The 14,286-nt window shown below is 59.7% G+C and carries 13 protein-coding genes; 9 read left to right on the top strand and 4 right to left on the bottom strand.

Features of this window, described 5'->3' with window-relative positions; all coding sequences use genetic code 11:
* Nucleotides 1–197 precede the first annotated feature (197 nt).
* On the bottom strand, nucleotides 198–911 hold the full coding sequence (locus tag ACA046_RS27930; protein WP_003216012.1) for an SIMPL domain-containing protein: 714 nt from the start codon (nucleotides 909–911) through the stop codon (nucleotides 198–200).
* A gap of 205 nt (nucleotides 912–1,116) precedes the next feature.
* On the opposite strand from ACA046_RS27930, the gene ACA046_RS27925 reads away from it, so the two are divergent.
* The 3 genes from ACA046_RS27925 (at nucleotide 1,117) to ACA046_RS27915 (ending at nucleotide 4,757) form a co-directional block, all read left to right on the top strand.
* Nucleotides 1,117–2,379, top strand: a complete 1,263-nt coding sequence (locus tag ACA046_RS27925) for an ATP-binding protein (RefSeq protein ID WP_167665767.1) — start codon at nucleotides 1,117–1,119, stop codon at nucleotides 2,377–2,379.
* Nucleotides 2,372–2,932, top strand: coding sequence for a response regulator transcription factor (locus ACA046_RS27920; RefSeq protein ID WP_003216016.1), 561 nt, complete (start codon nucleotides 2,372–2,374; stop codon nucleotides 2,930–2,932). Before ACA046_RS27925 ends, ACA046_RS27920 begins: the two co-directional genes overlap by 8 nt.
* A 100-nt stretch (nucleotides 2,933–3,032) precedes the next feature.
* The gene (locus ACA046_RS27915) at nucleotides 3,033–4,757 is read left to right on the top strand and encodes an ABC transporter ATP-binding protein/permease (RefSeq protein WP_497675360.1); all 1,725 of its coding nucleotides are present in this window, start codon (nucleotides 3,033–3,035) and stop codon (nucleotides 4,755–4,757) included.
* 922 nt (nucleotides 4,758–5,679) lie between these two features.
* Here the strand turns inward: ACA046_RS27915 and ACA046_RS27910 are convergent.
* Complete coding sequence (locus ACA046_RS27910; RefSeq protein ID WP_010170781.1) at nucleotides 5,680–6,117, bottom strand: Z-ring associated ZapG family protein; 438 nt, start codon at nucleotides 6,115–6,117, stop codon at nucleotides 5,680–5,682.
* A 147-nt stretch (nucleotides 6,118–6,264) separates the two neighbouring features.
* Between ACA046_RS27910 and ACA046_RS27905 the strand changes: the two genes are divergently transcribed.
* The 3 genes from ACA046_RS27905 (at nucleotide 6,265) to zapE (ending at nucleotide 9,439) form a co-directional block, all read left to right on the top strand.
* A complete protein-coding gene (locus ACA046_RS27905) occupies nucleotides 6,265–6,894 on the top strand; it encodes an alpha/beta hydrolase (protein WP_497675359.1) in 630 nt (209 codons plus the stop codon).
* Between the two features lie 16 nt (nucleotides 6,895–6,910).
* Nucleotides 6,911–8,266, top strand: a complete 1,356-nt coding sequence (locus ACA046_RS27900) for a tryptophan--tRNA ligase (protein ID WP_218264452.1) — start codon at nucleotides 6,911–6,913, stop codon at nucleotides 8,264–8,266.
* Nucleotides 8,267–8,344: 78 nt separating this feature from the next.
* Nucleotides 8,345–9,439 carry a cell division protein ZapE gene (zapE, locus tag ACA046_RS27895; RefSeq protein ID WP_076014449.1) on the top strand — a complete coding sequence of 365 codons (1,095 nt, stop codon included), beginning with the start codon at nucleotides 8,345–8,347 and terminating at the stop codon, nucleotides 9,437–9,439.
* Between the two features lie 123 nt (nucleotides 9,440–9,562).
* Here the strand turns inward: zapE and ACA046_RS27890 are convergent, their stop codons facing one another.
* Entirely contained in the window at nucleotides 9,563–10,483 is a 921-nt protein-coding gene (locus ACA046_RS27890; RefSeq protein ID WP_172834601.1) for a GlxA family transcriptional regulator, read from the bottom strand.
* Between the two features lie 220 nt (nucleotides 10,484–10,703).
* Between ACA046_RS27890 and ACA046_RS27885 the strand changes: the two genes are divergently transcribed.
* Nucleotides 10,704–11,840 (top strand): acyl-CoA dehydrogenase family protein, encoded by a 1,137-nt coding sequence (locus ACA046_RS27885; RefSeq protein ID WP_459023815.1) that lies wholly within the window; start codon nucleotides 10,704–10,706, stop codon nucleotides 11,838–11,840.
* A gap of 123 nt (nucleotides 11,841–11,963) precedes the next feature.
* Here ACA046_RS27885 and ACA046_RS27880 read toward each other — a convergent pair whose 3' ends face one another.
* A complete protein-coding gene (locus tag ACA046_RS27880) occupies nucleotides 11,964–13,004 on the bottom strand; it encodes an NADP(H)-dependent aldo-keto reductase (RefSeq protein ID WP_076014448.1) in 1,041 nt (346 codons plus the stop codon).
* Between the two features lie 248 nt (nucleotides 13,005–13,252).
* On the opposite strand from ACA046_RS27880, the gene rplM reads away from it, so the two are divergent.
* Nucleotides 13,253–13,681: a 50S ribosomal protein L13 gene (rplM, locus tag ACA046_RS27875; protein WP_003216032.1), complete on the top strand. Its 429-nt coding sequence runs from the start codon at nucleotides 13,253–13,255 to the stop codon at nucleotides 13,679–13,681.
* Between the two features lie 14 nt (nucleotides 13,682–13,695).
* Complete coding sequence (gene rpsI, locus ACA046_RS27870) at nucleotides 13,696–14,088, top strand: 30S ribosomal protein S9 (protein WP_003216038.1); 393 nt, start codon at nucleotides 13,696–13,698, stop codon at nucleotides 14,086–14,088.
* The last annotated feature ends 198 nt before the right edge of the window (nucleotides 14,089–14,286 follow it).

Here is a 14,286-nt window from a genome sequence, read left to right as displayed (position 1 = left end):
CGCCGTTACGCGGGTTACAAACTGAAAAGATTTATCGCCGGTGCGCTTCAACGTGTGTGGACCAGAACACTCTCAGCCATTGAGTATTTCCTTAAGCTGGTATCCGGTTATTACCGCTGATACTTCTTGAATGAAGTGCGCAGGCAAAAAAAAACGCTGCCCGTAGGCAGCGTCATTGCAACTCTGGTACCGCTCGATCAGGGCATCTGAACTTCGATCACGCCATCCGCGGTCATATTGACCTGGCTGGTACCCGCTTCAACTTCCGGCGTCGGCGCCGAATCCATTGCCGCGGCTTTCATCATCATCCCGCCACGTGCATACGGCTGTGGATAACCATTGGTGTTGAAGTTCAGGTTGACGATCTTGTAGCCCTTGCCGCCCAGCGCATCGGTGGCCAGTTGTGCACGGGCCTTGAACGCGGTGACCGCTTCTTTAAGCAGGGCATCTTCGCTCGCCTTGCGAGTCGGGTTGGCGATGGCGAAGTCCATGCTGTCCATTTTCAGGTTGGTCAGCATGTCGCCGGTGAGCTTGGAAAGGGCGGCGAAGTCGGCACTTTCCATGCGCAACTCAGCGCGTTCACGCCAGCCGGTGATTTTCTGGTTCTTGTTGTCGTAGATCGGGTAGCTGTTGCGGCTGCCCTGGCGCAGGGTCACGCCTTTGACTTCGCGGGCCTGGGCCAGCGCTTTGTTCATGGTGGTGGTGATTTCGGCGGCCAGCTTGGCCGGGTCGGTGTTCTGCGACTCGGTGTACAGCGTGACGATCATCTGGTCGCGCGCCACTTCCTGGCTGACTTCGGCGCGCAGGGAAATCTGGTTGTAATGCAGCTCATCAGCGGCCATGGCAGGCAGGCTGGCGAGGGTAGCGGCGCCGAGGGTTAGGGTGGCTGCACTGCGAATGAAACGAGACATGTAAGCTCCTTGAGATGTTCGTGTTCGGTAAGACTGTAGACGCAAGGTTTCAGTTCTTCGGGTTTACACATTCGCTACAAGTTGACGGATGCCGACGAACGGTATGTTCCTGACCCCTGCGTCAAAGAGCCACACACGCCGTGCCAGCGCTGCCGCTTCGTTTATACTCCGTGCGATCCGCCTGCAGCGCTCATCGGGAGAGCTCATGCTCGCCGCCGTAAAACTGACTTCCGCCACCCGCCAGAACCTTTGGCGCCTGACGTTCATCCGCACCTTGGTACTGGCCGCACAGGCCGGTTCGGTCGGGCTCGCCTATTGGTTCAACCTGCTGCCGCTGCCTTGGCTGCAACTGGCCGTGACCCTCGGGTTTTCCACGGTACTGTGCGTGTTTACCGCCATTCGCCTGCGCACCACGTGGCCGGTGACCGAGCTGGAATACTCCCTGCAACTGGCCTGCGACCTGTTTATCCACAGTGTGTTGCTGTACTTCTCCGGCGGTTCCACCAACCCCTTCGTTTCTTATTACCTGGTGCCACTGACCATCGCCGCGGTGACGCTGCCGTGGCGTTATTCGGTGGTGCTGTCGGGCATCGCCCTGACCCTGTACACCCTGCTGCTGGCGCAGTTCTACCCGTTGCAGACCTTTCCCATCGCCCGGGAAAACCTGCAGATCTACGGCATGTGGCTGAGCTTCGCCCTCTCGGCGGCGGTCATCACCTTCTTTGCCGCGCGGATGGCGGAAGAGCTGCGCCGCCAGGAAGAACTGCGCGCCATTCGCCGTGAAGAAGGCCTGCGCGACCAGCAACTGCTGGCCGTCGCCACCCAGGCCGCAGGCGCAGCCCATGAATTGGGGACGCCGCTGGCGACCATGAGCGTACTGCTCAAGGAAATGACCCAGGACCACCACGACCCGGCCCTGCAAGACGACCTGAGCGTGCTGCAGGAACAGGTCAAGCAGTGCAAGTTGACCTTGCAACAACTGGTGCGCGCCGCCGAAGCCAATCGCCGCCTGGCGGTGGAGATGCAGGACGTTACCCAGTGGCTGGACGAAGCCCTGAACCGCTGGCACCTGATGCGTCCCGAAGCCAGCTACCGTTTTCACCTGCTGGGCCAGGGCTCGGTGCCGCGCATGGCGCCGCCGCCGGACCTGACCCAGGCGCTGCTGAACCTGCTGAACAACGCCGCCGACGCCTGCCCGGAAGGCCTGGAAGTGACCCTGGACTGGGACGCGGAAGACCTCACCATCAGCATTCGCGACCACGGCGCCGGCGTGCCGTTGGCGATTGCCGAGCAGATCGGCAAACCCTTCTTTACCACCAAGGGCAAAGGCTTCGGCCTCGGCCTGTTTTTGAGCAAGGCCAGCGTGACTCGCGCGGGCGGCTCAGTGAAACTCTATAGTCATGAGGAAGGCGGCACGCTCACCGAGCTGCGCCTGCCCCGTGTCGCACGAGGAGACATCGATGAGTGACGAGATCCAAGTCGAAGGCGAAGAACTGCCGCACCTGCTGCTGGTAGATGACGACGCTACCTTTACCCGCGTGATGGCCCGCGCCATGAGCCGTCGTGGCTTTCGCGTAAGCACCGCCGGCTCCGCCGAAGAAGGCCTGGCCATTGCCACGGCCGACCTGCCGGAATACGCGGCCCTGGACCTGAAAATGGACGGCGATTCCGGCCTGGTGCTGCTGCCCAAGCTGCTGGAGCTGGACCCGGAAATGCGCGTGGTGATCCTCACCGGCTATTCCAGCATTGCCACCGCCGTCGAGGCTATCAAGCGTGGCGCGTGCAACTACCTGTGCAAGCCGGCGGACGCCGACGACGTGCTGGCCGCCTTGCTCTCCGAGCACGCCGACCTCGACACCCTGGTGCCGGAAAACCCGATGTCGGTGGACCGCCTGCAGTGGGAACACATCCAGCGCGTATTGACCGAGCACGAAGGCAACATCTCCGCTACGGCCCGCGCCCTGGGCATGCATCGCCGGACGTTGCAGCGCAAATTGCAGAAGCGTCCGGTACGACGTTGAACGGCGACTGAACAACCTGCTTCAGGCCGCACGGAGCCCTGAACCGATCGTCTATGATCGGTTCAAACGCCTGTTATTTTTTTCCTACCGAGCCTGAACAATGAATCAGAACGCTGAGTATTCCGCGGTCAACGACGCGGTGCGTGGGCAATTTTTAAGAAAAGTCTGGGCGCTGATCACCCCTTACTGGCGCAGTGAAGAGAAGGGCAGGGCCTGGCTGTTGTTGCTGGTGGTGCTGGGGCTGTCACTGTTCAGTGTGGCGGTGTCGGTGTGGTTCAACAGCTGGAACCGCGACTTCTACAACGCCCTTGAAAAGAAGGACTACGACGCCTTCACCCAGTTGCTGATGTACTTCAGCGTGATCGCCGTGGTGGCGATCGTCACCGGGGTGTTCACTTCCTATTTGCAGCAAATGCTCACCATCCGCTGGCGGCGCTGGCTGACCGAAACCTATTTTGCCAAGTGGCTGAGCCAGAAGAACTACTACCACCTGGAATACGGCGGCTACACCGATAACCCCGACCAACGTATCTCCGAAGACCTCAACGCCTTTACCAGCAGCACCCTGAGCCTGGGCCTGGGTTTCATCAGTAACCTGGTGAGCCTGGTGTCGTTCTCGGTGATCCTGTGGGGCGTGTCCGGCAGCATCGAAGTGTGGGGCATCACGATTCCCGGCTACATGTTCTGGGCGGCGCTGGTCTATGCGGTACTGGGCAGTTGGTTGACCCACTTGATTGGTCGAAAACTGATTGGCTTGAGCAACCGTCAGCAACGCTTCGAGGCCGACTTGCGTTTCAGCCTGGTGCGGGTGCGGGAGAACGCGGAAAGCATCGCACTGTTCAATGGCGAGCCCAATGAACACCAGCAGCTGAGTGCACGCTTCGGGCGAGTGTGGAGCAACTTCTGGAGCATCATGCAGCTCAAGAAGCGCTTGAATTTCTTCACCAGCGGTTACTCGCAGATCGCGATCATCTTCCCGTTTGTGGTGGCTGCGCCGCGTTACTTTGCCGGCAAGATCGAGTTGGGCGTGCTGATGCAGGTCGCCCAGGCGTTTGGCAGTGTGCAGGGCAGCCTGAGCTGGTTTGTCGACGCGTACACCGTATTGGCCAGCTGGCGTGCGACCTGTGACCGTCTGCTGAGCTTCGGCGAGGCGATGGACGAAAACGAAGGCCGCAACATGGGTATCGAGTTGCAGCGCCAGGGCGGTGATCTGCAGATGAACAACCTCAGCCTGGACCTGGCTGATGGTCGTCACCTGCTCGAAGGCGCCAACCTGACCGTTGCCGAAGGTGAGCGCCTGATGCTCAGCGGTCGTTCCGGCAGCGGCAAATCAACCTTGCTGCGGGCCATGGGCAATTTGTGGCCAAACGGCCATGGCAACATTCGTTTGCCGGCCGAGCGTTATCTGTTCCTGCCGCAGAAGCCGTATCTGCCGATTGGTACGCTGCGTGGCGTGTTGAGTTATCCACAGGAGGAGGGCGCGTATCCGGCGGAACGTTATGCACAGGTCCTGGAAACCTGCCGCCTGGCGCATCTGATTCCACGCTTGGACGAAGCCAATCACTGGCAGCGCATGCTGTCACCGGGTGAGCAGCAGCGTTTGGCGTTTGCCCGGGCGTTGTTGTTTGAACCGCAATGGCTGTACATGGATGAGGCCACGTCTGCGATGGACGAGGAGGATGAGGCGGCGCTGTATCAGGCGTTGATCGATGAGTTGCCGGGTTTGAGCATCGTCAGCGTCGGGCATCGCAGCAGCCTCAAGCGTTTCCATGGGCGGCATGTGCGGATCGAGAACGGGCAGTTGGCGGAGCAGTCGCTGGTTTGAGCTTTTGGGGGTATATCCGTTATTTAGGTAACGGCCACCTAGGGTTCCGCTCTTACAGCGGGTCACTTTTGAAAAGCCGGAATGCCGGCCCAGTCAAAAGTAACCAAAACGCTCTGCCCCGCCTGTCGGCGCCTCGCCTAGGCTCGGCGTTCCCTCACTCCGGCACCGCTAAGCGGGCCGCCGCGACGGGCCATCCATGGCCCGGCGCGGCTAAACCGGCGTCCTGCCGGTTTACCCGCTCCGCACTGCCTGCGTTCGGCCTCGGGCTGAATGGGGCAGTCAGATCAAAATCAAAAGCAAGAGCACAGCGGCCTAAAGGCCGGCTTGAGTGTTAGAAGCAGAGGCAAGATCCAGAGCGAAAGCAGGGCTGCTTTTCTGTGGGAGCGGGCTTGCTCGCGAAAAACCTGAGGGCGCCGCGTCCATTCAGGATGCCCGCGTCATCGTTAACGACCTTCGCGAGCAAGCCCGCTCCCACATTTGTACCGTGCCCGCTTGAGATTTTGCTGTTGCTGTTGCTTCACCACACTCAAGCCGGCCTGTAGGCCGCTGTGCTGTTGATCTGCTTGTGATCTTGATCTTAGGCGCCCCGTTAAACCACGCTGGCCGAACGCAGGCTTTGGAGCGTGGGTAACCCGGCAGGACGCCGGGTTAGCCGCGATGGGCCAAGGATGGCCCATCGCGGCGGCCCACGGTCCAAAGTCGGAGTGAGGGCACACCGAGCCCAGGCGAGGTGCCGAGTGGTGGGGCAAGAGCGTTTTGCTTACTTTTGCGCTCTTCAAAAGTGAGCCGCTGTAAGAGCGGAACCAATAGCAGCCCTGACCGCAGCAACGGATACGTACCCACCCCATACCAACGAAGCCAAACAAAAAAAGCCCGGCTGATCATCAATCAGCCGGGCTTTTTAGTGTCGCTTGAAAAGGTATTACTTCTTCAAGCCGTAATGCTCATCCAGCATCCCCGGGGCGTTTGGCGTTTTTGGCGCGTAGTCCCGTGGCGGTTCCTGGTTTTCCCGAGGCGGGGTCAGGCGTTCCCGTGGCGCTTGCGGTGCATCGGAATGCAGCGCGGCCAGCAGACGCTGGCGGGTGATGTCGTCCAGGGCCAGGCGGTTGGCACCCTCGGCGAGATGATCCTGTACTTCCTGATAGCTCTGAGTGAGCTTTTTCACCAGGGTCGCGGTGCTGTTGAAGTGGGTAACAACCTCGTTCTGATAACTGTCAAAACGTTCCTGAATGTCATCCAGCTGACGCTGCGTGCGGTTAGGCGCGGCATTCGGCAGCAGGCGGGCAACCAGGAATCCAATGGCGACACCGGCAACCAAGGCGAGAGTCGGCAACAACCAAACTAAGAGCGAGTGTTCCACGAGTCCTTCCTCTATAAACGGCTTTGCTTTACGTTAACGGCTCGGACCTGCGCTGTATACCGCGATTAAGCTCGCAATGATGCCATGCACAGACTTTTAGCTAGACGAGTCGACCCCTTGAGAGGTCACGGAGTTCCTTCCTTGCTGATGCGTGAAACCCCTGTTTTGATCGATGGCCCGGTAGGCCAACTGGAAGCCCTGTACCTGGATCACCCCGAGCCACGTGGCCTGGCGCTGATCTGCCACCCTAACCCGGTGCAGGGCGGCACGATGCTCAACAAAGTCGTATCGACCCTGCAACGCACTGCGCGGGATGCTGGCTTGATCACATTGCGTTTTAATTATCGCGGTGTGGGCGCCAGCGCCGGTACGCACGATATGGGCACCGGTGAAGTTGACGACGCTGAAGCCGCCGCCACCTGGCTGCGTAAAAAACATCCCGACCTGGCGATTACCCTGTTGGGTTTTTCCTTCGGTGGGTTTGTGGCGGCCACCCTCGGCGGCCGCCTGGAAGCCAAGGGCGAAAAACTCGCGCACCTGTTCATGGTGGCCGCGGCCGTGATGCGGCTGAAGGATAACGAAGTGCTGCCACAAGGTTGCCCATTGACCGTAATCCAGCCGGAAACCGACGAAGTGGTCGACCCGCAACTCGTCTACGACTGGTCCGCGGCCCTGAATCGCCCCCATGAGCTGCTGAAAGTGGCAGAATGCGGACACTTTTTTCATGGCAAGCTGACCGATCTCAAGGATCTTGTGCTGCCACGTCTTTCGAATTGATGACAAGCGATTACCCATGACGACCCGTACCCGCATCCTCACCGGCATCACCACCACCGGCACGCCGCACCTGGGCAACTACGCCGGCGCGATTCGCCCGGCGATCCTTGCCAGCCAGGACGCCAATGCCGACTCCTTCTACTTTCTGGCCGACTACCACGCCCTGATCAAGTGCGATGACCCGCAGCGCATCCAGCGCTCGCGTATGGAAATCGCTGCGACCTGGCTGGCCGGTGGCCTGGATGTGAACCGGGTAACGTTCTACCGCCAGTCCGACATCCCGGAAATCCCCGAGCTGACCTGGCTGCTGACCTGCGTGGCGGCCAAGGGCCTGCTCAACCGTGCGCACGCCTACAAGGCCTCGGTGGACAAGAACCTGGAAAACGGCGAAGACCCGGATGCGGGCATCACTATGGGCCTGTACAGCTACCCGGTGCTGATGGCGGCGGACATCCTGATGTTCAACGCCCACAAGGTGCCGGTCGGCCGTGACCAGATCCAGCATGTGGAAATGGCCCGCGACATCGGCCAGCGCTTCAACCACCTGTTCGGCAACGGTAAAGAATTCTTCACCATGCCTGAAGCGCTGATCGAAGAAAGCGTCGCCACCTTGCCGGGCCTGGATGGCCGCAAGATGTCCAAGAGCTACGACAACACCATCCCGTTGTTCACCAGCGCCAAGGACATGAAGGACGCGATCTCGCGGATCGTCACCGACTCCCGTGCGCCGGGCGAAGCGAAAGATCCGGACAATTCGCACCTGTTCACCCTGTACCAGGCCTTTGCCACCAAGGCTCAGGAAGAAGAGTTCCGCGGCGAACTGCTGCAAGGCCTGGGCTGGGGCGAGGCGAAGAACCGTCTGTTCCAGCTGCTGGACGGCCAACTGGGGGAAGCGCGTGAGCGTTATCACCAACTGATGTCGCGCCCGTCGGACATGGAAGACCTGCTGCTGATCGGAGCCAAGAAGGCCCGCGCCGTGGCTGCACCGTTCCTGGCCGAGCTGCGTGAAGCGGTGGGCCTGCGTTCGTTCGTCAATCCGGTCGCCGTTGCCGCCACCACCAAGAAGAAAGCTGCGAAAGCCGCGCGCTTTGTCAGCTTCCGCGAAGACGACGGCAGCTTCCGCTTCCGTTTGCTGGCGGCCGAAGGCGAACAACTGCTGCTGTCGCGTAACTTTGCCGACGGTAAGACTGCAGGTGCAGTGACCAAGCAACTGCAATCGGGTCAGGCGCTGGATGTCCGCAGCGAGGCCCTGAGCTTCAGTGTGTGGCTGGAAGGTGCTGCCGTCGCCGATAGCCCGGCGTTCGCCGACAGCGCCTCGCGCGATGCGGCGATCGAAGCCTTGCGCGTTGCGTTGACCCCAATCGAGGATTAACCCGACCAAGGGTTGATTGCCATTCTTCAGGGCCGTCGTTACAGTGGCGGCCCGTTTTTGTTGCCTTGCTAACGAATTATGACGCCCCTAGAACGATATCAAGCTGATCTGAAACGCCCCGACTTCTTCCATGACGCTGCCCAGGAAACTGCGGTGCGCCATTTGCAGCGCCTGTACGACGATCTGGTCCAGGCCTCGCAGAACAAGCCGGGCATGTTCAGCAAGTTGTTTGGCAAGAAAGACCATACGCCGGTCAAGGGCTTGTACTTTTGGGGTGGCGTCGGCCGGGGCAAGACTTACCTGGTCGATACCTTCTTTGAAGCGCTGCCGTTCAAGGAAAAGGTCCGTACTCACTTCCACCGCTTCATGAAGCGCGTGCACGAAGAGATGAAGACCCTGCCGGGCGAAAAGAACCCGCTGACCATCATCGCCAAGCGCTTCTCCGACGAAGCGCGGGTGATTTGTTTCGATGAGTTCTTCGTGTCCGACATCACCGACGCGATGATCCTCGGCACCCTGATGGAAGAGCTGTTCAAGAACGGCGTGACCTTGGTTGCCACCTCGAACATCGTGCCCGACGGCCTGTACAAGGACGGCCTGCAACGCGCGCGCTTCCTGCCGGCCATCGCCCTGATCAAGCAGAACACCGATATCGTCAACGTCGACAGCGGCGTCGACTACCGCCTGCGTCACCTTGAGCAAGCCGAACTGTTCCACTTCCCGCTCAATGAAGTGGCCGAGGAAAGCCTGCGCAAGAGCTTCCGTGCCCTGACGCCGGAATGCACCCAGGCGGTGGAAAACGACAAGTTGATCATCGAAAACCGCGAAATCATCGCGCTGCGTACCTGCGACGACGTGGCCTGGTTCGACTTCCGCGAACTGTGCGATGGCCCCCGCAGCCAGAACGACTACATCGAACTGGGCAAGATCTTCCACGCGGTGATCTTGAGCGGCGTTGAGCAGATGACCGTCACCACCGACGACATCGCGCGGCGCTTTATCAACATGGTCGACGAATTCTACGACCGTAACGTCAAGCTGATCATCTCGGCGGAAGTCGAGCTCAAGGACCTCTACACCGGCGGTCGCTTGAACTTCGAGTTCCAACGGACCTTGAGCCGCTTGCTCGAAATGCAGTCCCACGAGTTCCTGTCGCGGGCGCACAAGCCGTAACCGCTTGCCCTCTGTAGGAGCGAGCTTGCTCGCGAAGAACTCAACGACACCGCGGGGCTTCAGATGCCCCGCGTTTTCGTTTACGTCCTTCGCGAGCAAGCTCGCTCCTACAGTAAGGGCGACCTATGCCGCCTGCTGGAACTGCTGGCGGTACTGGTTGGGCGACAGCTCGGTGTGCTGCCGGAACAGCCGCGCAAAGAAGCTCGCGTCGTCGTAGCCTACTTCGTAGCTGATGGTCTTGATGCTTTTGCGGCTACCGGACAGCAACCCCTTGGCCGTCTCGATGCGCAGGCGTTGCAGGTAATGCAGCGGCTTGTCGCCCGTGGCGGTCTGGAAGCGCCGCATGAAGTTGCGGATGCTCATGCCGTGTTCCCGGGCCACGTCTTCAAAGCGGAACTTGTCGGCGAAGTGCTCTTCGAGCCAATGCTGGATCTGCAGGATGATCACGTCCTGGTGCAGCTTCTGGCCGCCAAAACCGATGCGCCCCGGCGCATAGCTGCGCTGCACTTCGTAAAGAATGTCGCGGGCCACCGCCTGGGCGATGTTGGCGCCGCAGAAGCGTTCGATCAGGTAGATGTAGAGGTCGCAGGCCGAGGTGGTGCCGCCGGCACAGTAGAGGTTGTCGGCGTCGGTCAGGTGCTTGTCCTGGTTCAGTTGCACCTTGGGGAAGCGTTCGCTGAAGGCGTTGAAGAAGCGCCAGTAGGTGGTCGCCTCCTTGCCGTCCAGCAGGCCGGCTTCGGCGAGCCAGAACACGCCGGTGGCTTCGCCGCACAGCACGGCGCCACGGGCATGTTGTTCGCGCAGCCAAGGCAGCACTTGTGGGTAGCGTTGGCACAGTGAGTCGAAGTCGTCCCAGAAGGCCGGGAGCACGATGATGTCGGCGTTTTCGAGGCCGCCGTCCACCGGCATGATCACATCGCTGAAGCTGCGCACCGATTGCCCATCGGGGCTGACCAGGCGCGTTTCGAAAGCGGGAGTAAGGCCCTGGCCCAGCTGTTTGCCGTAGCGCAGGCTCGCGAGGTGGAAGAAATCCTTGGCTTGCATGAGGGTTGAAGCGAATACCCGATCAATGGCCAAAATGCTGACGCGCCGCAAGGGCGTGGAGATTTGGTTAGACATAATTTCATTTATTCTTATAGGGGAAAGTGGTCACCAGACGGCTGGATCGTCTTATTTTTTGTCGCATGTGTCCAGTGTCCTGTGACGCCTTCGCGGCTTAGGCTCTGTGATCCCGGTCTTGTCCGACAATTCACGCAGGTGACCCATGATTCCCAGAACCTTGTTCAGCTCGGAGCACGAACTCTTCCGCCAGAGCGTGCGTACCTTCCTCGAAAAAGACGCGGCGCCGTACCACGGGCAATGGGAAAAGCAGGGCTATATCGACCGTAAACTGTGGAACAAGGCAGGGGAGGCGGGGATGCTCTGCTCGCATTTGCCGGAAGAGTACGGCGGCCTCGGGGCGGACTTTCTCTACAGCGCCGTGGTGATCGAAGAGATCAGCCGCCTGGGGCTGACCGGGATTGGTTTCTCCCTGCATTCGGACATCGTCGCGCCGTACATCCTGCATTACGGCAGTGAGGCGCTGAAGCACAAGTACCTGCCCAAGCTGATCTCCGGGGAGATGGTCACGGCCATCGCCATGACCGAGCCGGGGGCCGGGTCCGACCTGCAAGGGGTCAAGACCACCGCCGTGCTGGACGGCGATGAGTATGTGATCAACGGTTCGAAGACGTTCATCACCAATGGCTTCCTGGCGGACCTGGTGATCGTCGTCGCCAAGACCGACCCCAAGGCCGGCGCCAAGGGCACCAGTCTGTTTCTGGTGGAGGCCGACACGCCGGGCTTCGACAAGGGCAAGCGCCTGGAGAAGGTCGGGATGAAGGCCCAGGATACGTCGGAGCTGTTCTTCCAGGATGTGCGGGTGCCCAAGGAGAATCTGCTGGGGCAGGCGGGGATGGGCTTTGCCTATCTGATGCAGGAGTTGCCGCAGGAGCGTTTGACGGTGGCGATTGGTGCGTTGTCGTCAGCCGAGGCGGCGTTGCAATGGACACTGGAGTACACCCGCGACCGCAAGGCGTTCGGCAAGGCGATCATCGACTTCCAGAACACACGGTTCAAACTGGCGGAAATCGCCACGGAAACCCAGATCGGCCGGGTGTTTGTCGACAAGTGCATGGAACTGCACCTGGAAGGCAAGCTCGATGTGCCCACGGCTGCGATGGCCAAATACTGGGCCACGGACCTGCAATGCAAGGTGCTGGATGAGTGCGTGCAGTTGCACGGTGGCTACGGCTTCATGTGGGAATACCCGATTGCGCGGGCCTGGGCGGATGCGCGGGTGCAGCGGATTTATGCGGGGACGAATGAGATCATGAAGGAGATTATTGCGCGGGCGCTTTGAATTCTTGGTGTTTTTGAGGGCCTCTTCGCGAGCAAGCCCGCTCCCACATTCGACCGAGTTCCACCTTTGGAATGCAGTCGAATGTGGAAGCGGGCTTGCTCGCGAAGGCGGTCTAGAGATCAATCAAGGCGCAGGATTCGGATGATCCTTTTGAATCGCCTCAATCCCCGCCAGCACCTCATCCGACAGTTTCAGGTCGGCGCTGGCGATGTTGCTGTCCAGCTGCTCCAGGGTCGTGGCGCCAATGATGTTGCTGGTCACGAACGGTTGCTGGGTCACAAACGCCAATGCCATCTGCGCCGGGTCCAGGCCGTGCTCACGGGCCAGTGCCACATAACGGCTGCACGCAGCTTCCGATTGCGGGTTGAAGTAGCGGCTGAAGCGGCTATAGAGGCTCAGGCGACCCTTGGCCGGGCGTGCGCCACCTTCGTATTTGCCGCTGAGCATGCCGAACGCCAGTGGCGAATACGCCAGCAAGCCACACTGTTCACGGATGGCGATTTCCGCCAGGCCCACTTCAAAGCTGCGGTTCAGCAGGTTGTAGGGGTTCTGGATCGACACGGCGCGGGTCCAGCCGCGGGCTTCGGCCAGGGCCAGGAATTTCATGGTGCCCCACGGGGTTTCGTTGGACAGGCCGATGTGGCGGATTTTGCCGGCCTTGACCTGCTCATCCAGCGCTTCGAGGGTTTCTTCCAGCGGCGTCAGGTCCTCTTCGGCCTTGTGCTTGTAGCCCAGTTGGCCAAAAAAGTTGGTGCTGCGCTCGGGCCAGTGCAACTGGTAGAGGTCGATCCAGTCGGTTTGCAGGCGCTTGAGGCTCGCATCCAGGGCTTCGACGATGTGCTTGCGGTTGTGCTTGAGGCTGCCATCGCGGATGTAGTCGATGGTGTTGCCGGGGCCGGCTATCTTGCTGGCGAGGATCCAGTCGGCACGGTCGCCGCGGCTTTTGAAGTAATTACCGATGTAGCGCTCGGTGGTGGCGTAGGTGTCTGCCTTGGGCGGCACCGGGTACATTTCGGCGGTATCGAGGAAGTTGATTCCCGCGGCCTTGGCCCGTTCGATCTGTGCGAAGGCCTCTGCCTCGCTGTTCTGCTCGCCCCAGGTCATGGTGCCCAAGGCTATCGCGCTCACGTTCAGATCGGTTCGGCCCAGCTGTCGATAGTCCATCGGGTACTCCTTCAGGGAAAACAATCATAAAAGCAGGTTGAAATTTTTTTGGCAATCTGCATAATTGCCCACCTCTTTCTGCAGTGGAAGTGATGCGCCGCCTGCCGAAGAATCTTGCCGTTGAACGGACGCGCCGACCCGAGCCCCCGATAGCGTCTGTATCCGGCTGCCTTTGACTTGTCAAAGTACGCACTATTCAGTAAGATCCGCCGTCTAATTTACAGGGCGGCCCCTGAGGCTATTAAAGAATGACAACTTTTACTGCAAAACCAGAAACAGTTCAGCGCGACTGGTTTGTCGTCGACGCCGCTGGTCAGACCCTGGGTCGTCTGGCCACTGAAGTCGCCAGCCGTCTGCGTGGCAAGCACAAGCCTGAGTACACCCCTCACGTTGATACCGGTGACTACATTGTCATCATCAACGCTGAGCAGGTACGTGTTACCGGCAACAAAGCGCAAGACAAAATGTACTACCGTCACTCCGGTTTCCCAGGCGGTATCAAGTCTTCGAACTTCGAAGGCCTGATCTCCAAAAAGCCTGAAGCCCCGATTGAAATCGCGGTCAAAGGTATGCTGCCGAAGGGCCCACTGGGTCGCGACATGTATCGCAAGCTGAAAGTCTATGCGGGCGCTGCTCACCCTCATGCTGCTCAGCAGCCCCAAGAACTGAAGTTTTAACGGAATAGTTCATTATGTCGGCGACTCAAAATTACGGCACTGGCCGTCGCAAAACCGCTACCGCTCGCGTTTTCCTGCGTCCGGGTACTGGTAACATCTCGATCAACAACCGCACTCTGGAAAATTTCTTCGGTCGCGAAACTGCCCGCATGGTAGTTCGTCAGCCGCTGGAATTGACCGAGACCGTTGAAAAGTTCGACATCTACGTCACCGTTATCGGTGGCGGTGTAAGTGGTCAAGCTGGCGCAATCCGCCACGGTATCACTCGCGCTCTGATGCAGTACGACGAAACCCTGCGTGGCGCTCTGCGCAAAGCTGGCTTCGTGACTCGCGATGCTCGTGAAGTTGAACGTAAGAAAGTTGGTCTGCGTAAAGCGCGTAAGCGTCCGCAGTACTCGAAGCGTTAATTCGCTTTTACGTTCCAGAAAACGCCCAGCCTCCTCACGGAGCTGGGCGTTTTTTATTGCCTGCTATTTATGTAAAAAATCTCTGTGACAACTTGCCACATCCGTAGAGCCCCTATACTCAAAGGCTTGGAGCCAGTGCCGGGGGTAATTACCTTGTCAGACGTGGGGCTTTTCATTACCATTCGGCAAAATTTTTAT

The organism is Pseudomonas sp. LBUM1641 (genome assembly GCF_059716235.1).
This window is presented reverse-complemented; position numbering and strand designations above follow the sequence as displayed.